20 protein-coding genes and 1 pseudogene are annotated in these 21,537 nt (G+C 43.6%); 11 read left to right on the top strand and 10 right to left on the bottom strand.

The features are described from left to right. Positions 1–287: 287 nt before the first annotated feature. Positions 288–857 (top strand): TetR/AcrR family transcriptional regulator, encoded by a 570-nt coding sequence (locus DH10bf12_RS08765; RefSeq protein ID WP_471738111.1) that lies wholly within the window; start codon positions 288–290, stop codon positions 855–857. A gap of 207 nt (positions 858–1,064) precedes the next feature. On the opposite strand, the gene DH10bf12_RS08760 is transcribed toward DH10bf12_RS08765, so the two are convergent. From DH10bf12_RS08760 to DH10bf12_RS08725, 8 genes are all read right to left on the bottom strand, one after another. Next, on the bottom strand, positions 1,065–2,057 hold the full coding sequence (locus tag DH10bf12_RS08760; RefSeq protein WP_471738110.1) for a class F sortase: 993 nt from the start codon (positions 2,055–2,057) through the stop codon (positions 1,065–1,067). Between the two features lie 72 nt (positions 2,058–2,129). Continuing rightward, on the bottom strand, positions 2,130–3,470 hold the full coding sequence (locus DH10bf12_RS08755; RefSeq protein ID WP_471738109.1) for a copper amine oxidase: 1,341 nt from the start codon (positions 3,468–3,470) through the stop codon (positions 2,130–2,132). A gap of 685 nt (positions 3,471–4,155) precedes the next feature. Continuing rightward, positions 4,156–5,772, bottom strand: a complete 1,617-nt coding sequence (locus DH10bf12_RS08750) for an FAD-dependent monooxygenase (protein WP_471738108.1) — start codon at positions 5,770–5,772, stop codon at positions 4,156–4,158. Positions 5,773–5,951: 179 nt separating this feature from the next. Beyond that, entirely contained in the window at positions 5,952–6,845 is an 894-nt protein-coding gene (locus DH10bf12_RS08745; protein WP_471738107.1) for a cation diffusion facilitator family transporter, read from the bottom strand. 224 nt (positions 6,846–7,069) lie between these two features. Further along, on the bottom strand, positions 7,070–7,444 hold the full coding sequence (locus DH10bf12_RS08740; RefSeq protein WP_471738106.1) for a VOC family protein: 375 nt from the start codon (positions 7,442–7,444) through the stop codon (positions 7,070–7,072). A gap of 1 nt (position 7,445) precedes the next feature. Then, positions 7,446–8,201, bottom strand: coding sequence for a hypothetical protein (locus DH10bf12_RS08735; protein ID WP_471738105.1), 756 nt, complete (start codon positions 8,199–8,201; stop codon positions 7,446–7,448). Between the two features lie 157 nt (positions 8,202–8,358). Then, positions 8,359–9,198 carry a formate/nitrite transporter family protein gene (locus tag DH10bf12_RS08730; RefSeq protein WP_471738104.1) on the bottom strand — a complete coding sequence of 280 codons (840 nt, stop codon included), beginning with the start codon at positions 9,196–9,198 and terminating at the stop codon, positions 8,359–8,361. Positions 9,199–9,302: 104 nt separating this feature from the next. Then, complete coding sequence (locus DH10bf12_RS08725) at positions 9,303–10,373, bottom strand: flavin monoamine oxidase family protein (RefSeq protein WP_471738103.1); 1,071 nt, start codon at positions 10,371–10,373, stop codon at positions 9,303–9,305. Positions 10,374–10,542: 169 nt separating this feature from the next. Here DH10bf12_RS08725 and htpX point away from each other — a divergent pair, with 169 nt between their 5' ends. The 4 genes from htpX (at position 10,543) to DH10bf12_RS08705 (ending at position 13,185) form a co-directional block, all read left to right on the top strand. Continuing rightward, positions 10,543–11,457, top strand: a complete 915-nt coding sequence (htpX, locus tag DH10bf12_RS08720) for a protease HtpX (protein ID WP_471738102.1) — start codon at positions 10,543–10,545, stop codon at positions 11,455–11,457. A 369-nt stretch (positions 11,458–11,826) separates the two neighbouring features. After that, on the top strand, positions 11,827–12,048 hold the full coding sequence (locus tag DH10bf12_RS08715) for a spore coat associated protein CotJA (RefSeq protein WP_471738101.1): 222 nt from the start codon (positions 11,827–11,829) through the stop codon (positions 12,046–12,048). Positions 12,049–12,062: 14 nt separating this feature from the next. Further along, positions 12,063–12,326 (top strand): spore coat protein CotJB, encoded by a 264-nt coding sequence (locus DH10bf12_RS08710; RefSeq protein WP_471738100.1) that lies wholly within the window; start codon positions 12,063–12,065, stop codon positions 12,324–12,326. Between the two features lie 289 nt (positions 12,327–12,615). Then, the gene (locus DH10bf12_RS08705) at positions 12,616–13,185 is read left to right on the top strand and encodes a manganese catalase family protein (protein WP_471738099.1); all 570 of its coding nucleotides are present in this window, start codon (positions 12,616–12,618) and stop codon (positions 13,183–13,185) included. A gap of 57 nt (positions 13,186–13,242) precedes the next feature. On the opposite strand, the gene DH10bf12_RS08700 is transcribed toward DH10bf12_RS08705, so the two are convergent. Next, complete coding sequence (locus tag DH10bf12_RS08700) at positions 13,243–14,277, bottom strand: zinc-binding dehydrogenase (RefSeq protein ID WP_471738098.1); 1,035 nt, start codon at positions 14,275–14,277, stop codon at positions 13,243–13,245. A gap of 162 nt (positions 14,278–14,439) precedes the next feature. Between DH10bf12_RS08700 and DH10bf12_RS08695 the strand changes: the two genes are divergently transcribed. Both DH10bf12_RS08695 and DH10bf12_RS08690 read left to right on the top strand, forming a co-directional pair. Then, positions 14,440–15,849, top strand: coding sequence for a hypothetical protein (locus DH10bf12_RS08695; protein ID WP_471738097.1), 1,410 nt, complete (start codon positions 14,440–14,442; stop codon positions 15,847–15,849). Between the two features lie 123 nt (positions 15,850–15,972). Next, positions 15,973–16,260, top strand: coding sequence for a phospholipase (locus tag DH10bf12_RS08690; protein WP_471738096.1), 288 nt, complete (start codon positions 15,973–15,975; stop codon positions 16,258–16,260). A gap of 342 nt (positions 16,261–16,602) precedes the next feature. Here the strand turns inward: DH10bf12_RS08690 and DH10bf12_RS08685 are convergent, their stop codons facing one another. Next, positions 16,603–17,520 (bottom strand): NAD(P)-dependent alcohol dehydrogenase, encoded by a 918-nt coding sequence (locus DH10bf12_RS08685; RefSeq protein WP_471738095.1) that lies wholly within the window; start codon positions 17,518–17,520, stop codon positions 16,603–16,605. 364 nt (positions 17,521–17,884) lie between these two features. On the opposite strand from DH10bf12_RS08685, the pseudogene DH10bf12_RS08680 reads away from it, so the two are divergent. The 4 genes and pseudogenes from DH10bf12_RS08680 to DH10bf12_RS08665 all read left to right on the top strand — a co-directional run. After that, a pseudogene (locus DH10bf12_RS08680) lies at positions 17,885–18,244 on the top strand (PAS domain-containing protein); the annotation flags it as partial. Between the two features lie 60 nt (positions 18,245–18,304). Next, entirely contained in the window at positions 18,305–18,784 is a 480-nt protein-coding gene (locus DH10bf12_RS08675) for a methyl-accepting chemotaxis protein (RefSeq protein WP_471738215.1), read from the top strand. A 697-nt stretch (positions 18,785–19,481) separates the two neighbouring features. After that, complete coding sequence (locus DH10bf12_RS08670) at positions 19,482–21,023, top strand: metal ABC transporter solute-binding protein, Zn/Mn family (protein WP_471738094.1); 1,542 nt, start codon at positions 19,482–19,484, stop codon at positions 21,021–21,023. Between the two features lie 128 nt (positions 21,024–21,151). Next, the gene (locus tag DH10bf12_RS08665; RefSeq protein WP_471738093.1) at positions 21,152–21,526 is read left to right on the top strand and encodes a hypothetical protein; all 375 of its coding nucleotides are present in this window, start codon (positions 21,152–21,154) and stop codon (positions 21,524–21,526) included. Positions 21,527–21,537: the final 11 nt, after the last annotated feature.

Genomic DNA, 21,537 nt, shown 5'->3' with positions numbered 1-21,537 from the left:
AAGCGTCATCCTCTCTTGCACAGCACTTTCATACACACTAATATTATATTGACACAGTGTTGGGTATTCAACAGACAGTCTGTTTCATTCTGTCAGTTATCCAACACAATGTCTATTAGGTGTTGGATTTTCACAAAGGTTTAACATAACCGCATAATGAACTGGCTGAGAATCGCAGCTTCAGGCGGATGCTTTCCGCGGCTCGGGCGTGTGAGTCACCGCCCTGCGCTACATTCATCAGCTGTGTATAAATACTGATGGACTTTAAGATGAGGAGTGGTATCAACATGACTGAAAAACTGGATCACCGTAAAAAATATACGCGTAAAATATTGAAAGAAAGTATCATTCAACTGCTTGGGATAAAGCCGATTTCTTCAGTAACCGTTAAAGAAATATGTGAAATAGCGGATATTAACCGTTCTACTTTTTACACACACTACCGGGATCATTTTGACCTGCTACATAAAATCGAAGAGGAAATCGTTGAGGATATGGATCGTTATCTCCAGCAGTACAGCACCGAAATTGATGAAGAAGCACTTCAGCTTACAGAAAAAATTCTGGAGTATATGATTGAACATAAAAATATTATTCAGGCCCTGCTCAGCCCGAACGGTTCATCTTCTTTTGAGCAAAAAGTGATGGAACTGACACGGCTTTATCTGATGAATAATCTGATGAATGATAACGGTGTCCGCCAGACGGAATCGAAGTATTTAAGTACTTTTGTTGTGAGTGGGGCGATTCACGTCATTAAAGAATGGCTGGCGGACGATCTGGATCAGCCTGCTCAAGAGCTTGCGGTGCTGATTAACAGTTTTGTGAATGAAGGGCTTTCTTATTTGGATAAGTGAGCTATTGGGTGGCGTATGAGGGTTCGACGTTTGTGCGGTGGGATTCGCGCTTCAGGCCGTTTGATTCGGCGTCTGAGCATGGTTGTTCGACGCTTAACCTGTGTTGTTCGACGCTTATCACCTCAACTTCGACACTTCGGGACTTTCAGCTCATCATCCACTCAACTCAAAAACCGCAAAGCACCCCCCGGCGCTTTGCGGCTCAACTCAATTTCCCTCTACCTTTTTCGATGGTGCTGATTCTTTATTTTTCAAATTAATTGCCGTCACATAATACTGATCCCCTGCCGACGCATCCGGATCATAGTAGTTTTTCCGTTCATGTGCTGACACGCTTGCTACATGGACAAAACGTGGATCCTGTTCTGACTTTTTGTAGACGCGGTAGCCGATTACCGTTTCATTGCGGACAGCGTGCCATGTGATTGATCCCGCTTCGTACTCAACATTTTCAGGTGCTTTTGTAACTTTTAATGGATCAGATGGTTCTTCCTGAGATACAAGTTCTGTATAAACAACCAGTCTGTCCGGATACAAATGCTGCTCTCGATCAAATGAACCTGTGCAAGTAATAATGTTCAGGTTTCTTTTATCAGATGGTCCAAAGATTTTTTCAATTGGTGATTCATCTGTCGGATAGCTTTCTTTCTTTTTCACTTCAAAAGTCAGTTCCACTCCGTTTTCATCTGTTACAATAATCTCTTCTCCAGCTTCAATGTCTTTTAAATAAAAGAAAATGGCCGGTCCTTCTTTACTGTCGACGTGACCTGCGATCACAGAGTTACCGACTTCCCCTGGCTGTACGCCACGATCATACCAGCCGGTGACGTCTGTTTCTTCAGGTACTTCCATTTCACCATTATCAAGAAGTCCTACCGGGATGACACCGGTATCGATATCAAGACTCGGGATCTGGATACGGGCAGGATTAATTCCCTCTTCTTGAATCTTTAGTTGTTCTTCAAGCTCTGCCTGACGTTTTTTTAAAGAGTCAAGAAGAACAAACTCTTCTCCCTGATGGGCAACTGCTTTTGTCTGCTTCGCCGTTTCTTCCTCAATTTCTTCTTTTAAGTCCTGTGGTTCTTCTGTTGAAGCTGATTGTGGTTCTTCTTCTTTTGTCTGGTTCATTGCAATCGCCTGATAGCTGACCACACTCAGCAAAACCACTGCCGCTATAAGAACAAAAAGCTTTTTCTTCATGGCTTCATTCCTCCATTTATATGAATAGAGAAGAGCGGTTTAAACCGCTCTTCCACATATCCAGTGAGACTATTATTCCTGATTAGCTGTTTTCTTTTTAACAGCAAACCCTGCTGCTGCAAGAAGTGCTGTTGCAATTGCTACATACACTGCGATAGGTGTCTGCTGTTCAGCAGCGCCGCCAAGACCCGTGTTAGGCATATCAGCAGGCATGTCAGCTGCGAACTGATCAGGCATCTGCTTCACAATTGCATCACCTAGTGCTTCACCTACACCAAACATGAATGCATAACCTTCACGGAATGTGTCAGTGCTTGTCTGATAGTCTTCAGCTACATAAGATTCAAATGCTTTTACAACCTGGTCTTCATGCGTTGTCAGTGAAGAGATCGCTGCTTCCTCAGGAAGGTTTCCTTCAGTTGCTGTTGCAAGGAACATACCGAATTCTTCAGTAAACATTGAAAGACTTTCTTTTGCAGCGGCAATTCCTTCTTCATCACCTGCTACTGTTGCACTGACAAGGTCAGCCTGGGCATTAATGTGCTCTCCAGTCCAAAGCTGCTTGAACTGAGCCGCGCCTTCTTCACCATAGATTGAACCGATTGCTGCAGTGAATTCATCTGTGTGCATATCTTCAGCCCATGTTGCAAAGTCATAAGCTTCAGATCCGCTTACACCTTGTTGCATGCTCATTGTTGCAAGTGCAAAGTGCTCAGCTGCAAGGTTGTTAAGAGTAGATCTCAGATCAGCTGCTGGTGCATCTGCTTTTGATCCTTCAAAGTTATCAGGCATTTGCGTTACGATTGCGACAGATAGTGCTTTACTGATATCAAACATTCTGTCATAGCCTTCCATGAAGTTAGTGAAGTAAGCTTCATAGTCACCTTCTACATAGCTGTCAAATGCGCTAATCACATCCTGTTCGTGTGCAACCAGTACTTCTACTGCTGCTTCTTCAGGAAGATTCCCCTCAGTTGCTGTTGCAAGGAAACCACCGAATTCCTGTGTAAATTCTTCAACTTCTGCTTCTGCCTGTGCTCTTAAGTCAGCATCATCTGATTTTGCTGCTTCAACGAAGTCAGGTGAGTAATCATTATGGTTAACGAAGATCTCTTCAAACTGTTGTGCACCTTCTTCTCCATAAATTGATTCAATAGCAGGCGTCATATCTAAAGCATTTTGTTCAAGTGCTGCATAAGCCTGCTCTTCATCCGGTGCATCATTGTAATCCTTCACCATCGCATTAACTGCCAGAACATAATGTTCTGATAACAGTTGATCCAATGTCGAACGCAGATCTGATGCCGGCGTGATTGCCGTAGGCTCATGTGCTGCAAGCCCTGTTGTTGGTGCGATTAATGAAAGTCCAAGTACTGGTGCTGCGATTCTCTTAAGTAGTTTTTTATTTTTCATGTTTAACTCTCCTTTTCGTTGTAATCTATTTGATTTCAAACAGCTAACGAAGGAAGTTTTGATTTGGATCACTTTTTTTAAAAAAGTTTTTATTTTTATCTTTTGAGACTGAACATCCGTTGATATGACAGTCTTTGAAGGGTGAATTTTTTTTGGATTTATTTTATTCCTATTCGGGCTGACGTAAAAATCAGAAATGATTGTGGTCATATAAAAGCATGCAGGCATCAACTTTTTAACACGCTTGAGAAATTAGCACTCTGCTTCTGAAATGCAGGGCGGCTAACAAATGTTGTCAGTGTTTTCGCCGAGGTTGCTGCAATACAGGTGGGAAGTTGTCGCGATACATCCGGGAGTTTGTCGCTATCCCAGGCCAGGATGTTGCTTTCCGGCCCGGAAATGTTTCTATTCCATATATAAGTTGTTGCACCACACCCTCTTGATGCTCTTAAGAAACAAGGCATTGGTTTCCCAAGTGCATACAGGGCGGCTTGCGTCGTTTGTCTGTATTTACGCCGGATATGTAGCAATTCATGCCGGAGTTGTCGTGATCCACCCGGGAGTTTGTCGCTATCCCAGGCCAAGTTGCCGCTTTACCCGTCAAAGTTGCCGCATTCCCTCACCAAGCTCGCCCAGTCACAAAAAAAGAAGCCCCGCAATCAAGGCTTCTTCACTAACTTACTATTTAAATAAAATACCGCTTTAACTTCGCCATCACTTTCCGCACATCAGCTGACCCGTCATGAAAACCGACGTGACCATCCGGACGGATGAACAGCGTGCTTCCCTTTTGCATACCGAGATTATGATCCAAATCTCGATGTACGTCATAGATGATCGGGAGCTCGTCACGCTCTGTAAGGACAGTTCCGCCACGTGCGACAAGATAGACCTTCAGCATATCCGGAAAGGCACGGTTCGCTTCGTGGGCAAAATCATATGCGTAGTCAATCAGATCCTGTTCATAGCAGTCAATGTAGATTAAGCATACATATCCGATTCGCTGGATAAGTGGATACAAACGTTCATCCGTTGTTCCTTCATTAAAGAGAATCTGATCCGGTATACGTTCACCGGCCTGAATTGCTTTCCGGGATAAAGACTTGTCTTTAAATGATCGATTAATCGGCGTTTTGTCATAGTCACTGTGAACGTGGGAAAGTGCATTAGCGAATCTGGACTGGACCCACCCCTGTGAGAGAACTGCTTTTCCTGACCAGTTTCTCGCCTGTCCGAGTATGCCTTTCATATTAATCAGCTTTAATTCCATTGTCGTGTTGAAGATCACTTCTTTAGCCACCGGTGCACGCTCTTCGTGATACGTATCCAAAAATGGGTTGCCAGCATACCCTTTTAACACCGTATCGATCTTCCAGCAAAGGTTGCCGACGTCTTCAAGTCCGATATTCATTCCCTGACCGCCGAGCGGGTTATTGACGTGGGCTGCATCCCCAACAAAAAAAACATTTCCGACACGATAACTCGGTACCTGTCTATGTGCAGTACCGAAGTAGGCGAGCCACTTTGGATGCTGAACTTTATAGGAGTGGTCTAAAATGGTATCAAGTGTCGTCTGTAGTTCATGCAGCTTCATTTCCCGCTTGCGCGGACCGCCCTGTCTCGTTCTGTCAAAGCCAACGACCCGGTAAGTGCCGTCTTTATATGGAAAGAATGCGGCCGCTCCTCTGTCATTTAAGTGCAGGTTAATGTGAATTTCCTTCATATCAGGAATTTCTACATCCCCTGTAAAAAACGTGATCCCTTCATCTTCGCCGATAAAAGGCACATCGAGCTCTTTACGCACTTTACTGTGTGCGCCGTCACAGGCTAGCAGATATTTCGCAAAATAGGTTTTAGTAATGCCATTATGAACAGCGGTCACGTATACGCCGTTATCTTTTTGCGTAACATCAAGCACTTCATGCTCTCTGAAGATTTGACCGCCTCTTTCATTCAGATGGTTCTCCAGGATCTCTTCGATTTCATCCTGAGGAATAATCAGCAGATACGGATATCTGCTTTGTATATGATACATTTCAACGTAAGATGGATGTTTACCGGCGAGGTGAAGCTTTGCACCGGGTCCGGGGTATCCTCTTTTCAAAAATGGTTTATTGACACCGAGAAATTCAAATAGCTCAAGAGATCTTGCCTGTATGCCAAGCGCTTTTGATAGCACTGAACGGCCCGGTTTTTTCTCCAGACAGATATAGTCTACCCCACGTTTGGTCATGACGTTTGCAGCCATGAGTCCCGCGGGTCCTGCTCCGATAATCAATACATCTGTTTCGATCACAGCCATGAGACGTGCTCCTTTCGTTCATCCAGCTGGTGTGGCACAGATCCGTTTGTTTTACGTTAGCACATTTTCTCTTATGCCAACCAGCTTTAATGCGGAATCGTCCAAAATAAAGAACCTACATTACCGATACCCTTATTCTCTGTGATCATGCGCTGTGTGAACATTTTTGTATCAGGAACTTACTCTTCATTATATGGATTAATATGAACCAGTACGTTATTGATATCCTCATGCCGCTCAAGCAGTCTGCGCTTTACATTTTTCGAAATGCGGTGCCCTTCTTCTACTGTAATGAATGGATCCACGCTTACTTTGATATCAATAACAATATAGTGACCGTGTGTTCTGGCCAACAGCTCGTCTACCCTTTTCACACCTGGTGTTGCCATGACCGTTTCTATAAATGGATTTGTTTTATCCGCATCCAGTACCTGCTCCATCATAATAGAGCCTGCTTCTTTTGCGAGCGAGAAACCGACTTTAATAACGATCAATGATACAACCAGCCCGGCGATCGGATCGGCATAAAGTAAAAAGGTCAGCTCGAGTCTCTCACCGAGAATCGCTCCCCCGACTCCCAGAAAAGCAGCGACTGAAGAAAGCGCATCTGATCTGTGGTGCCATGCTTCTGCCATCAGTGCAGAGCTGCCGATTTTGTTGGCAATCCGCTTTTTATAGTGAAACAAGATTTCTTTAACGAGAATAGAAAATAAAATGACAGCAAGTGCGATCGTACCCGGTGCTTCGGGAATTTCTCCGAAGAAAACGCCGGCAGATGAAGTGGCAATTTCCACACCAACCACAACAAGAAGAATAGCAACAATAATGGTTGCGATATTTTCCGCTTTCCCGTGACCGTATGGATGATCTTCATCCGGCGGCTTCCTTGCTGTACGAAGCCCAGCAAGAACAGCGACAGATCCGGCAACGTCTGAAGCAGAGTGCGCCGCATCCGCAACCAGCGCGCGGCTCCCTGAAATATAGCCGAATACGCCTTTTAATATGGTTAATAGCGTATTTGCCACAATCCCGACCCATGTGGCAAATTCAGCTTCTTTAAATCGATTGTTCATATCATCACACCACCTGTGCAAATTTGTTGCAGCTTCATTATCCTAACAGACTGCCCATGAGTGGGTCTATACAAACCTTTTTAATGGAGGTCATGAGTGTTTAGGGGGTTAAATGAATTGAATCACAGGGAAAAGAATTGGCTAAGGGCAAAAAAAGAGAATTTCTCTATAGATATAGATAGAAATTCCCTTTACACAAAATCTTATTCAATTATAAAACGACGTTATGTCTCCATCACCGCAAAATACTGCCCCTCGTCATCAGCAAAATTGAACACTCTTCCTGAAGGCATGTCAACGACCTCGCCAACCGTCACTCCTTTTGCTGTAAATACCTGATACAACTCGTCAAACTGATTGCTGTAAAACATGAGTGACGGCGTACCTAGATGAACGCCAGGCGACATCTTCTCAACAGCCGCTTTGTCATGCAGGACCAGTGTGGTTTCCGAGTCCTTCTGAGGCGCAATCTCAATCCAGCGCATTCCGTGTGATTCTTCTTCCGCCATCACATGAAACCCTGCTTTTTCTGTCCAGAAACGCTTTGCCACTTCCTGGTCATTGACATACAACATCACCTGTCCAAGTTTTGAAAACATGTTATCCCTCCTCATTTTTATGAATAATCAGCTTTCCTTTTTGATCAGAGATAATGAAAGGTTCATGACTGTTTAAAAGATCAATCTCATTTTCTTCAATATCTTTATCGGCATAGATAAACAGTTTTCCCCCGGTTTCTATTTGTACAAACTCATCTTCTTGCCCCTCTTCTAACGCTAACAGTCCATAACCCTTCCGGTCATACTCATATACCGCGATAGCAGGGTGATCATTAATATCAAGTGCAAAGACGGTTAGCTTCCCATCGATATACTGATCAACCTTCTTTAACTCAGGCAGCTGCTTACCAAGGGTATACTCATCTCCATAAAAAAAGGGAAGCTCCCGCCACAGTTCCTCCTGCCCGGGTGTGCTGTCGTCTGTCCAGGTACTTCTCTGGAATACCTGTCCATCACGCTCGACCTGCATGGTTACACCTATCTCCGGTGTATCTGTGTAAGCAATATCAAACTCGCCAACAATTACACCGGGTTCGTATACCTCACGTCTGACATTGAACGTTTCGCCCGGATAATTTTCCCCAAGGTAGGTCATCATGACATCAAAACGGTCGGCATGTTCGTGTGCTTTGTAAACTGGAAAATAAAAATAGACTGCTGCAAATCCTGTTACAAGCAGGACTGAAATGGATATAGCAATTCTTTTTTTCTTTTTAAAAATGAACCATGTGACGATCACGAACAGTAGTACAAGAACTCCTGCGATCGCAAAGTTTATGCTTTCAGCCGGTCTCAATGGAATCCCTCTTTTACTTACAGGTATTTTTCTCTCATGATTATGATTCAACACTCCGGCTTTAAAAACCTTTTAACCCATGTAAAATATTCCAGTCTACACATTAAAAAGACTGCCTTCATCCAGTTTCCACTGAACAAAGACAGTCTAATGATGATTATTTTTCTAAAGCAGCTTTTGGAGCTGATGCTTTAGCAGACGATTTCGCCGTCAGTTCTTTTTCTTTTTTAGCTGAATTCAGGTAAGTGTAAAGTACGCCGACGAAGAATGCGCCTCCCACGATATTGCCAAGTGTCACGATCAGTACGTTTTCAACAGCGGCCTGCACAGTGACAAGTGCAGTGTGCGGTGCTGTCAGTGCGATTGAGAATAGTGCCATATTTGCAATGCTATGTTCATAACCGGAAATAAAGAAGGTGAAGACAAACAGGATCATCAGCACAATTTTAGACATATCATCTTTTACCTGCATCGGAATCCATACAGCCAGACAGACAAGCCAGTTCGCAAGAATCGCTCTGAAGAACATTTCAGAATAAGGCAGGTTCATTTTCTTTTCAGCAGCCGTAATCAGATAAGATTCTGAAGGGTCCATTGTCGCAAATAAGCCCGTCATCACGATTAATCCTGTGAAAAATAAAATTCCGACCAGATTACCAAGATAGCACGCGCCCCATACACGCAGGGTGTCCATCCAGTTTGTTTTTTTCTTCATAGCACCAACGACCATATACATTGTATTTGATGTAAAAAGCTCCGTTTTCCCGTATAAAATCAAGCAAAATGCAACACCAAAGAAAATAGCATTAATAAAATAAGTTGCCGGTGATGCTGCTTCGTAAAACGGCTGCGCAAGACGAAATGCCATGACAACGGCCATGCCGACGTACATTCCTGCAAGCATTGCACGTACTATATAATGATTCGGCTGCTCATTAAGTAAATCTCTTTTTAGAGTAGCAGCGCCTAATAATTTCTCGATTGTAGACTGTTCCATGCTTCACCATCCTGATTTCCGTGTAAATTTTGTGATTCAATTCACAGATCAGTGTAAATGGGTAAGCGCTATCAGTACAATAGTGTTTTTTATTGTTTGATTTATTAGTTAATTCTTTTCAGTATTGTATTTGCTGCCCGCTCTGCTGAACGGATTGCCCCTTCTAAATGACCGCCCGATCCTGCAGATGTCTCAGTCCCTGAGAAGATCAGCTTTTCATCCCATGGAGCTGTTACATTAAGTGGACGATACTGCGGAAAATCAGTCAGGGGAAGACTGTCTTCCTCTGTTGATGTGTCAGAATCGGTTGCCCAGTCTTTATATAAGTAAGCGATCGGATGTCCGGCTTCTTTTCCGTACAGCCGCTGGAGCTGATCCAGCACCAGTTCCTTCACTTTTTCCTCACCAAGCTCAAGGCGCTGGGTGGCTGACAGGCTAAAGAAACCAAATAAAGCACCAGGACCTGACTTCGGTGAGGCATCGTGAATTTCCTGCAGAGGACCAGTCCAGCTCATCGTCTGTCCTGATAGATGCTGTTCACGCCAGAAAGGCTGATGATAGACTGTAACCACCTTTGCCTGACCAGCCATCCATGTCGGCAGATCAGACAGTACCGGAAGCTCAGGTGAAAATGAGATTCTATTTGTGAGACGTGGAGGAAGTGCAAGAACGACTGCTGAGGCTTCAATTACATTTTCCTCTCCGTCTCCATTGATCGCATGAACGCTGACTTCATTCTCATGATTCATTTTTAATGCCGTTACGCTTGAGTGCAATTCAATCGTTTCAGCCGGAAGCGTCTCTGCTACTGCTGTTATCAGTGACTGTATGCCTCCCTGTATCCGCTCAGACCTTTCAACTGCATGAGCAGGCAATGTATGCCGCTGCGCCGGAGTTTCAGCTGACTGTTCAAATAACAGATCACCTTTTGTATGCTGGGTAAATGTTTTTAATCCCAGTGTCTGGATAAGTGCTGTAATCGCAGGCTCATGTTCCGGCCAGAACCATGTTGGTCCGAGATCAAACATAGCCCCGGCAGCTTCTTCAGTCAGCACCCTTCCACCGATTCTGTCTCTTGACTCAATGACTTTACATTCAATGCCATTTGCAGCAAGCAAAGACGCTGTATGCAGGCCGCTTAATCCTGCTCCGACAATCACAATTGGTTGATTCATTTTTTAAAACTCCCGTCTTTTTGCTAATCATGATTTCATTCTACTGACAGCTTTTCATATAAACAATTAAGATGCTTTAATGAAGGAAGTCTTTGCCTTTCTTTTGTCACGCTTTCCTGAGAAAATTATGCTACAATAATCACAATCAAATATAAGAGGAGGCGCATAAATGGGCAAAAGAATTTTACTGTTTTTATTAACAAACATCCTTGTCATGACGACAATTGTGATCGTCTGGTCACTCATTGTTTCATATACAGGAATCAACGGTTCATTCCAGACAGGCGGACCAGGGCTTGGAATTGACTTCATTTCACTTGGTGTATTCAGTTTAATTGTAGGTTTTGCAGGGTCATTTATCTCCCTTGCGATGTCACGCATGATGGCGAAATGGATGATGAAGGTAAAGGTATTGGATCCGGATGGCAGTCTGACTGCACAGCAACGTGAGGTTGTTGAAAAGGTACACCGCTTCTCTCGTGCTGCCGGTCTAACGCATATGCCTCAGGTCGGAATCTATCCTTCACCTGAAGTGAACGCATTTGCAACCGGACCGTCTAAGAAAAAGTCACTTGTCGCAGTATCGCAGGGGCTTCTAGATAACATGGATGACGATGCAGTCGAAGGCGTTATCGCGCATGAGGTCGCACACGTATCAAACGGTGATATGGTGACAATGACATTGCTTCAGGGTATCGTGAATACATTTGTTGTATTCCTATCCCGCATTGTAGCGATCGTACTCAGCCGCTTTGTCCGTGAAGATCTGCAGTTTGTGGTTCAATTCGCAGCGATTATTGTTTTCCAGATTCTATTCTCGATTCTCGGAAGCCTTGTCGTGAGTGCCTACTCAAGACACCGCGAATTCCACGCTGACCGTGGCGGCGGCGACTTAGCCGGTAACGATAAGATGGCGCACGCGCTGCGTTCATTAAAAGCACAGGTAGGCCGTACGAATGTAAAAGATCATACAGATGATTCAGCTGTTGCCACGATGAAGATCAGTGGTAAAGGCGGCGTGATGAGACTATTCTCTACTCACCCTGACCTTGATGAGCGTATTGCGCGTCTCGAACAGCGATAATAGAGTAATTGAAGAACCGCCTGCGATGGCGGTTCTTTTTTATTTATAAATAGAGTTTTCGAGATGGCGGGGTGGGTGTGGGCCGGTTTGCGTATTTCCTTCAAAATAGAATATTTTCCTTCAATCTTGAAATCTTCCCTTCAATTTTACAGCTCATTCCTTCAATCCTGAAATTAATTCCTTAAATGCAATTTCAACGTGGTCTTTTCCGTCATGCCAACATTTAATTCCTTCAGGAAGCTGGATAATTCGATCACCTCTGCACAATTCCCTTCATTTCAAAATCCACAAAGCATCTCCTCAAACTTCTACTCCCACCCCCACCTGAATATAATCTTCAGGTAATCTGAATCCACAGGAGGGACAGCTATGTCTCAACCAAATAACCCGTTCAGACGATATCACCTACCTTTTAGAGGAATGTTCGATCCCTGCCCACCGCTTGGTCCAAAGGTCTACGTGACTCCGCCGAACTTATTTATCGGTTTCCAGCCGCCTGACTTTCCACAGTTCCCTCCTTTAGAGGCATTGAAAAAAGGGACACTTTGGGAACCGTTTTTTGATTACTATGAGAGCCCCTACCGTAAATAAAGGAGGTTCACCCGATGGAAAAACAGCTGCCAAAAGAATATTACGCCAAGCTTGAGGCAATTCAGGCGATTGATTTTGTCATTTTTGACCTGGTGCTCTACCTCAACACTCACCCCGATGATGCACAGGCAATACAGCAATATAACTACTACAGCGCCTACAGCAGCAGACTGAAAACTGAATTTGAAGCCTGTTACGGTCCGCTCCGTTTTGGAATGCCTACACAGGAGCACCAGCACTGGGAATGGGCTGAAGCACCTTGGCCCTGGCAGGTCTAAGCACTTTATCCGCCTTACGCTTTTACTTTATCCAGCTTCAGGCGCTAGCTCTTCGGGTCATAAACCACGTAGCGATAAAGGGAAAGGTCGCCCTTTTTCGCTACGCGTCTTATGCCTGTCAGAGCTGATCAAGCGCCTTACGCTTTTACTTTATCCAGCTTCAGGCGCTAGCTGCTCGAGTCATAAGCCACTGACCGATAAAGGGAAAGTGCACCCTTTTTCGTTCTGCGTCTTATGCTTGTCGCAGCTGAGCAAGCGCCTTACACTTTTACTTAGGGAGGAATATCATTTGTGGAGTTATGAAAAAAAGCTGATGTACCCTGTAAGAGTAAGCACATGTAACCCCACCCTTGCAAAATACTTAATGGAACAGTACGGTGGCGCTGACGGCGAGCTTGCTGCTGCTCTCCGCTATATGAATCAGCGCTATACAATTCCAGATAAAGTGATTGGCGTGTTAAATGATATTGCAACTGAAGAATTTGCCCACCTTGAAATGATTGCGACGATGATTTACAAACTCACAAAAGACGCCACGCCGGATCAGCTCCGTGAAGCCGGACTTGCAGAACACTATGTCAGTCATGACAGTGCCCTCTTTTACAGCAATGCAGCCGGTGTCCCGTTCACCGCAACCTATATCCAGGCAAAAGGCGATCCGATCGCTGACCTCTACGAAGATATCGCTGCTGAAGAAAAAGCACGTGCTACCTATCAGTGGATCATTGACCAGTCAGATGATCCGGATTTAAATGATGGACTCAGGTTCTTGAGGGAACGTGAAATCATTCACGCGCAGCGTTTCAAGGAAGCTGTCATGCTGATAACAGAGGATCGTGAGGAGAAAAAGGTTTTTTAAGTACGAATCAAACGAAACGCCTGAGGTCGTTTACCTCAGGCGTTTCGTTTGATTCTTCTAGGGGATCAGCACGATCTTTCCAAGCTTCCCTCTATTTTTAAAATAAGTCTGCGCTTCTCTCGCCTCTTCCAGCGGAAACCGCTTATCAATGACAGGCTTAATCTTTCCTTCTGAAATTGCCTTCAGCATGTCTTTAAACTCTGCTCTTGTGCCAAGCACAGAACCATACATCGTAATATGCTTCAAATAGAGCGTTCTGAAATCCAGATTCGTCTGCTGACCGCCTGCAGAGCCTGAAATACAGAACTTACCGCCTTTTTTCACCACATCTAAAGAGGTTTTAAACAGCGCATCTCCAACCACATCAAGCACTGAATCAACAGGTCCGTCAGCCGCTTTTAAAATATCCTCTTCTAGTGTTTCAGACCGATAGGAGACAACATGCGCTGCACCAAGCTCCTTCAGTTTTTCCTCATCCTTCATATCCCCTACCACCGCAATAACCTTTGCGCCAAATACGTTTGCAGCAATCTGAATATTTAATGACCCGACGCCGCCGTTTGCTCCAGTCACAAGAATGGTCTCTCCGGGCTTTGCCTGTATTTGATTCACCATATGCCAGGCAGTCAGTCCGCTTACCGAAAAAACTGCACTTTCAGCAAAATCTTCAAGCGGCATGTCATAACAGAGTGCTGCCGGCCAGACGACGTATTCTGCGTAACCGCCGTCATATTCTGATCCAATAAAGGACATGTCCTCTGAAATATGCTCTGTTCCTGCTTCACCTGTTGATGTGAATGGGAATAATACAACGCGTTTACCAATTATGTCTTCATTTACCCGGCTCCCTGCGCTGACAACCTCACCTGTAATATCAGAACCCGGAGTCCGCGGAAACTGAACACCCTCAGGACGCCATCCGGATTTTTCACCGGTGCCATAAGCTCCTTCTCTCATCCAGATTTCAGTATTATTGATGGCACAAGCCTTTACTTTTACTAATACCTCATCCTCTTTTGGTTGCGGTATCTGTATATCAACTACTTTCAGCTGATCTGTATTTCCGTATCCGATTACTTGTACTGCTTTCATTGAAATTTCCTCCTCATCATTAAATAGATTGTCTGTTAAATAGAATTCCCTGTCATCTTTGCTGCGCAAACCCCGGATAGAGAAAACACAAAAAAAGATTATGCAGACGCTCTGTGATACGATATCTGTGCACACAACACGAAGCAGATGGGAGTATCTGTGATGAAACAATTTGCTAAATGGGTTTACACCTTTTTTATCCTTTTATATGTACTGACACATTTTATCATCTCACTGGCACAGGCTGATTCACTGACGACGCCGCTTTCTTTATTCGGTCTCACAGCTTTTATGATCGGTTATTTTTTCCTGCCTTTCAAACAGGCCTCGATTTCAATCATGCTGTTAGCCATTGCAATTATTATACACCTCTTTGCAGGCACCTCTCTTTTAGAGGCGGCTGTGTCAGGTTTTACAGTGATGAGCGGGCTGATTGCGCTGCTGTTAATTGTACCAATTATCAGCTGGGTGCTAAATGAAAAGCCATACATTGAATCTGTTATTCATTTTGCTCAAAAGCTGCTGAATACGAGCAGAAAGTTTTATTTTGGCATGATGGTGATCACACAGATTATTTCTTACTTTTTATTATTCGGCGCCATCCCAATGGTCTATGGCATGATTAACAATTTCCTGAGTGATCAGCGCGGAGAAGCGTGGGAGAACTTTAAAGGAACTGCATTGCTTAGAGGCTTCGCTTTAACCACGATGTGGGTCATCAGTATTCCAAGCTTTATTTTCGCAGTGGATGCGCTCGGTGCGTCACTTGGACTGTCAATTTTGCAGGGATTTATCATTTCATTTGCTGGTATTCTGCTGTCTGTCTTCACCTCTTATATCAGAGAGCGAAGATATGGCGAGGACCTGACAGCAGGTATTCAGGAGCAGCTTGCTAAAATTGCCGATCAGCAGCAGCCCGGCGGCAATCATGAAGTGAGAGAATTTATCTTCTTATTCGTCTCACTTTTCGGCTCTATTTTCCTGATCAATTCAATCTGGGATGCAAGTCTGCTTCTCATTATTCCATTGGTGATCATATCGTGGGTCATTCTCAACTTTGTCATTCGTCAAAAGCCACGCAAAATTTTTGAGAACAGCATGGAATATGCAAAGTCAGGTGTGCCAAACAAAGCTCAGCAATTTTCGATTCTGCTTGCTGCAGGCTTTTTAATTGATGCGGTGAATCAGTCGGGCTATGGGGAATATATTGTAGATGGATTATTTTTAGTGTCAGACGCGATTCCATTTTTAAATTTCCTGTGGGTATTACCTTTCGTTGTCATTATCTTAGGTTTTATCGGACTCGGTCCACTAACGGTTATTGTACTTGTATCAGGCATTCTGCAGGGTGTTGCAGTACCCTACCCGCCTGAAATTGTCCTGCTTGGCATCACGTCTGGAAGTGTGATTTCAATCATGCTCTCACCGCTGATTTTGCCGACGATTGTTCTGAGCTCGGTAAATGGATTAAGTATTGTGAAGAACAGCTTTCTATTTAATTATAAATTTGCCATTGCGTTTTACTTGATGGTGCAGGTTTATGTTCAAGGGTTTGTATGGTTTATTTTATAAAAAGTGCAGTCCTCATGAACTGGGACTGCACTTTTTATGTGCTGAAAATTCATAAAAACTGAAAATGAACTATATACCCTGCTTTCCATTTTCATATAGTGTATTAAAAGGAGTTGATGCGCCGTGTACCGAAACAGACGGCTCAGATTTTGTGTATTTCCCGGCTATCGATGGTGCGGCCCTGGCTGCAGCGGACCAGGTCATCCCATTAACGAAACGGATGCTGCATGTAAAGAGCATGATGAATGTTATCAGTATACAGGTCATTACTGTGCGTGTGATGAAGCGTTCATTCATAGGCTATCATCAATCCAGTCTCCGTATACACCCGAAGGACGTCAGGCAGGAGTGATCCTTCATTATATGAAAGTTCAACGGCATTTCACCTGTCTTTCTAAAAGGCATTACTAAAGTTGACAGCTGATTTCTCCAGAAAATATCATCTGTGTAAAAAACTGAACTTTAGCAAAATGATAAGATTTTCCACTGTACCTGCAGTGGACTGTTTACCCAAACAGTCTGCGGCTGGCGGGTGGCAAATCATCTCATTCTTGTGCTCATGGAGGGGACGACTGAAAATGTTGATCCGGAAGCAGAATCAAAGACATTCACGGCCTTCACGTCTGGTCGATCACTAGTGGAAACAATGCCATCTCCCGCCACACAGTTTTCGATGGCAGCTGGTCAAGCCTGTCCCTGGCGCTGTACGTTTCATGTCACTCTAACCTCCGTCCCCAAAGTGTCCAGTCAGCTTTACTCCTCCGCAACCTTCACAATCACATTCCCATATTTCCGCCCGGCATCTACATACCTGTGAGCCTCAACGATTTCATCTATTGGATATACTTTATCTATAACCGCTTTAAAGTCTCCTGTTTCAAACATCTGATTAAGCAGAATTAGATCTTCCTTCAGTTCTTTGGCAACACCCTGTCCTGCCACACTGCTGAAATGACTGCTCTTACCTGCGTGTTTGCTGGCGGCTGATTTCTTTACTTTACCTGAGGCATCAAAGACGGCATCGTATGTTGATAGATGATTGTCATACCCTTCCACTTTATAATCTATCACGACATCTGCCCCAAGATTCCTGACTACCTCTGTATGACGACCGCTGCAGACAGCTGTTACATGTACGCCATAATATTTAGCGATTTGAACAGCAGCCGATCCTACTGCGCCTGACGCACCATAAATGAGCACTGTGTTTGCCTGTTCAATGTTTACTTTTCTTAAAAAATGAAGAGCTGTTGTCCCGCCAAAGGGCATACTTGCAGCTTCCGCAAAACTTGCATTTAGCGGCGTGAAATGCACACATTTACGAGAATGAAGACATGCATATTCTGCATATCCGCCAAGTCGCATTCCTGTCAGTCCATAGACTCTGTCCCCCACTTTAAACTGATCGACGCGGCTGCCCACTGCCACAACTTCACCAGCAACCACCACGCCCAACACAGGTTTTCTCGGTGCTTTAAGCCCGAGCACAATTCTCATTGGCAGACGGCCTGCTGCAGGTACATCAAGCGCTCTGATCCTGCGATCTCCGGACTGGACAGCAGATGTAAAGACTTTAATCAGCAGATCAAACTCTTTTGGCTTTGGCTGGTCGATCTCTTTCAGTTTTAAGACTTCAGGTGGTCCATACGCTGTACATATGGCTGCCTTCATGTGAGCGCCTCCTTAGAAAATATAGATTAAGCAGAACTACGACATTTCCTGATAAAAACCCTTTATTTTCAGCTGACTATTTAGCAAATGGTTGTAGATAACTCATAACATAAAAACAACCAGTCGAGCCCCGGTTAAATACAGTTTTATATCCAAGCTAACTAATAGGTAAAAAGAATTAAAATTATCCTTCCCTGCTTATCTTTTAAATTGTATACTTAAGTACAATTCTTTAATTCATTTAAGTAGCAGATAGTTAAAAACATCGTTGTGTAAACGGTTATTTCACATTCATAACTTATGTTTAGGTAAATGGCTTTTAGGTAATAAGACTTATAAAAAGAATTAGATAAGAGGGATATATATGGGTGAAACAAATATGCTGTTTGAACAAAATGTCATGGGGGCTTTCAAGAAAAATCTGGCGATGATTCAGTTTGATCTCGATAGAAAAGTAACGTATGTAAATGATCTATTTGCCGGTGCTGCAGGTTATCGTCCTGAAGAATTAATCGGACGTCATCACAAGATATTATGCTTTAATGATTTTTCAGATTCAGCTGACTACGAGCGTTTATGGAGAGATTTATCATCGGGCATCCAATTCCAAAATAAAATCAAAAGAAAAAAACGTGATGGCTCAGTGATTTGGCTTGAAGCCACATATATGCCAATTTTTCAGGACAGGAAAGTCATTGGCGTTGTAAAGGTTGCCACTGACATTACGCATAGACAAATTGGGGTTTCGGAACTGGTCTCCTCCCTTTCAGACGTTTCTGGAAACATGACTGATAAAGCGGAGTATGGCATCAAACGGAGTGATGAATTGCGTGAAAGTATTGATCACACACTTGAGTATTCAAAGAAGAACCTTGAAACACTGACTCAGCTGATGATGCAGGCTGAAAATATTCAGCAACTGACATTTGCCATCAGAGAAATCGCTTCACAGACCAACCTTCTCGCACTGAATGCTGCCATTGAAGCTGCGCGTGCCGGCGAACACGGTCGTGGATTTGATGTGGTAGCGAAAGAAGTGAAAAAGCTTGCTGGTAAAGTAGAAGAATCCATTTTAACAGTGAGAAGCTCAGCAGAAGGAATCAGCGCTGAGGTGAAAGAGATCAGCAGTGGAACTGAACAGGTAGAGAAAGTGATCCAAAAAGGCTCTTCCCAGATCCGTGAAACAATCAGCGATTTCCAGGAGCTGACTGAGACTGCTGCGAAGATTGATGAGTATGCAGAGAGATTGAAAATGAGTGTTTAAAAGATCAAATCACCTATAATACTAAGTAAACCGGATACCTGATTAGATAAGCGGTTGTCCGGTTTATTTGCTATTTAAAAAACAACATTTTTTAAGTACAGTCCCCCATAGATGAGAACCCCGCCAATTAATATAAATAAACCTACCATCACAAAGCCATATACAAAACCTTTTCCCATGGATAATAAATCAAGGAACATATTTTTAAATGTATCAACTATTCGAACCACTATTTCACCATCCAAACCTTAGTTGCTGTCATTTTACCATACTTTTACCAGGTGATTAAAGGCAGACCTGCGTCTGCCTTTTTTGTATGCAGTTGGGATATTGGTGGTTTGAGGATTGAGGTATAAGCGTTGTTCGTGTCTGGACGTCGTTGGGTGGCGAATTTTTGAAAAGGTGATGGAATAAATCCGGTTGCTGATCGAATCATACTGATTGATGATGGAATTCTCCACCGCCCAGCCACTGCTGATCGAATCCATGCAATTGATGATTGAATAATGAGATTGCCGATAGATATATTCTAAAAGCTGACGTAATCAAGCCCAACCTCACTCTTCCCTTAACAAAAACCATCTGACATATTCCAGATCCAAAAGAACCATATCTATTAAATCGTAATTATTCTTATTTACAAAACGTAATCATTACGATATATTATTCATTGTGATTTTAAATAAGGAGGCAAATAATGAATAAAAAATGGTTTATGTCGTTAAGTTTATTAAGTGTTGTTGCGCTTGCTGCGTGTGGAAATAATAACGAAGAAGGTTCGTCTGCTGAGTCATCAGAGTCTGACCCTCTCTCGATCTATACAACGGTCTATCCGCTCCAATTTTTCGCAGAGCGAATTGCAGGTGATGAAGCTGACGTAAGTTCAATCCTTCCGCCCGGTTCTGACTCACATACATATGAACCTACTTCAAAAGATGTCATTGCGATTGCTGAAGCAGATGCATTTATTATGAACGGTGCAGGTCTGGAAGGTTTTGCAGACAGCATTGCTGAAGCTGTAGAATCTGAAAATGTGTTAATTGCCGAAGCAACTGATGGCATTGAATTGAGTGAAGGCGCGCATGACCATGACCATGGACACGATCACGATCATGATCACGGGGACTATGATCCGCATGTCTGGCTCGATCCAATCCGTTCGATTGAAATGGCTGAAAATATTAAAGAATTACTAATAAATCTGCAGCCGGATGATGAAGCATTATTTAACGAAAACTTCGAGTCATTGAAGGCTGAACTTGAAGCATTGGACCAGGAATTCTCTTCAAGTATTGAACAAGCATCCGGTAATCATTTTATTGTTTCACATGCTGCCTATGGGTACTGGGAAGAAGCATATGACGTTCATCAGATTGCAGTCTCAGGTCTGAGCCCGACACAGGAGCCGTCTCAAAAGGAGCTTCAGGAAATCGTGGAAACTGCTGAAGCTTATGAATTACAGCATGTCTTTTTTGAGCAAAACGTTACCACAAAAATCGCTGAAGTTGTTAGAGAAGAAATTGGCGCAGAAACGCTTATGCTGCATAACCTGTCTGTATTAACTGATGAGGATATTGAAAATGGTGAAGATTACTTTTCTCTAATGAAGCGTAATCTTGAGCAGCTGAACATCGCGCTTTCTACAGCACCCGCTGTAGAGCCGGAAGAGCATGACCATGATCACAGTCACGATCATAGCCATGATCTCGATAAAGAAGCACAAAAAATTTATGATGGTTATTTTGAAGATGATCAGATAGAAGATCGTCCACTCTCTGACTGGGAAGGTGACTGGCAGTCAGTCTATCCTTATCTTCAGGATGGAACACTCGATGAAGTATTTGAGCATAAGGCAGAGGAAGGCGATAAAACTGCTGAAGCGTACAAGGAATATTATACTGAAGGATATGTAACTGGTGTGGACCGGATTGTCATTGAGGAAGATACATTCACATTCTATGAAAACGGCGAACAATCTTCAGGCATCTACACATACGATGGATACGAGGTACTGAATTACGAAGCAGGAAACCGCGGCGTCCGTTATGTCTTTAAACTGCAAGAAGAGCAGGAAGGCACAATGCCTGCATACATTCAGTTCAGTGACCACGGAATTTCCCCGACAGATGCGGATCACTATCACCTGTATTGGGGCGATGACCGTGAAGCGTTGCTTGATGAAGTCGTGAACTGGCCGACATATTACCCATGGATGGTGAAGAAATTGCACACGAAATGATGGCGCATTAAGATACAGACCCGGACTTTGAGCCGGGTTTTTTTACGTTTTACAGGTCTTAAGATCCATATCTTTTTGCAAAAACAGTGATATATTTAGAATAATTTAACAGGTTAGGAGAGTCGAGTATGTCAAAACATCACGATGATGAAGAAGTAATTGAATTTGATAATGTGTATGAAATGATGCCGCCGCCAGGAACAATCATTGGTGAGGCAACTGAAGAAGAAATGGAACAGGCAGCAAACCTTGAGATCCGGCATGTAGCATTTATGCGGCTCCAGGATATGAATATTCAGTTCGATGGGTCCTCTTACAAAGAACTATTAAAAGATTTTCAGGACTTTGAAAAAGAATCAACTGATTTCTGGAGACATATCGCAAGACGGCTGCTGGCACCTTATGAGTGGCCAATCAGAATCGATCATGCTAACGGTCCCATTTACATAGGAGATACCGGGGAGTTTCAGGCGGCGGAAGAACAGATCATTGAAGAAAATTGACTTTAACACGG

Source organism: Jeotgalibacillus sp. 10bf12, assembly GCF_055597105.1.
Note: the sequence above shows the minus strand (reverse complement) of the source record. Positions and strands in the feature narration are given on the sequence as shown.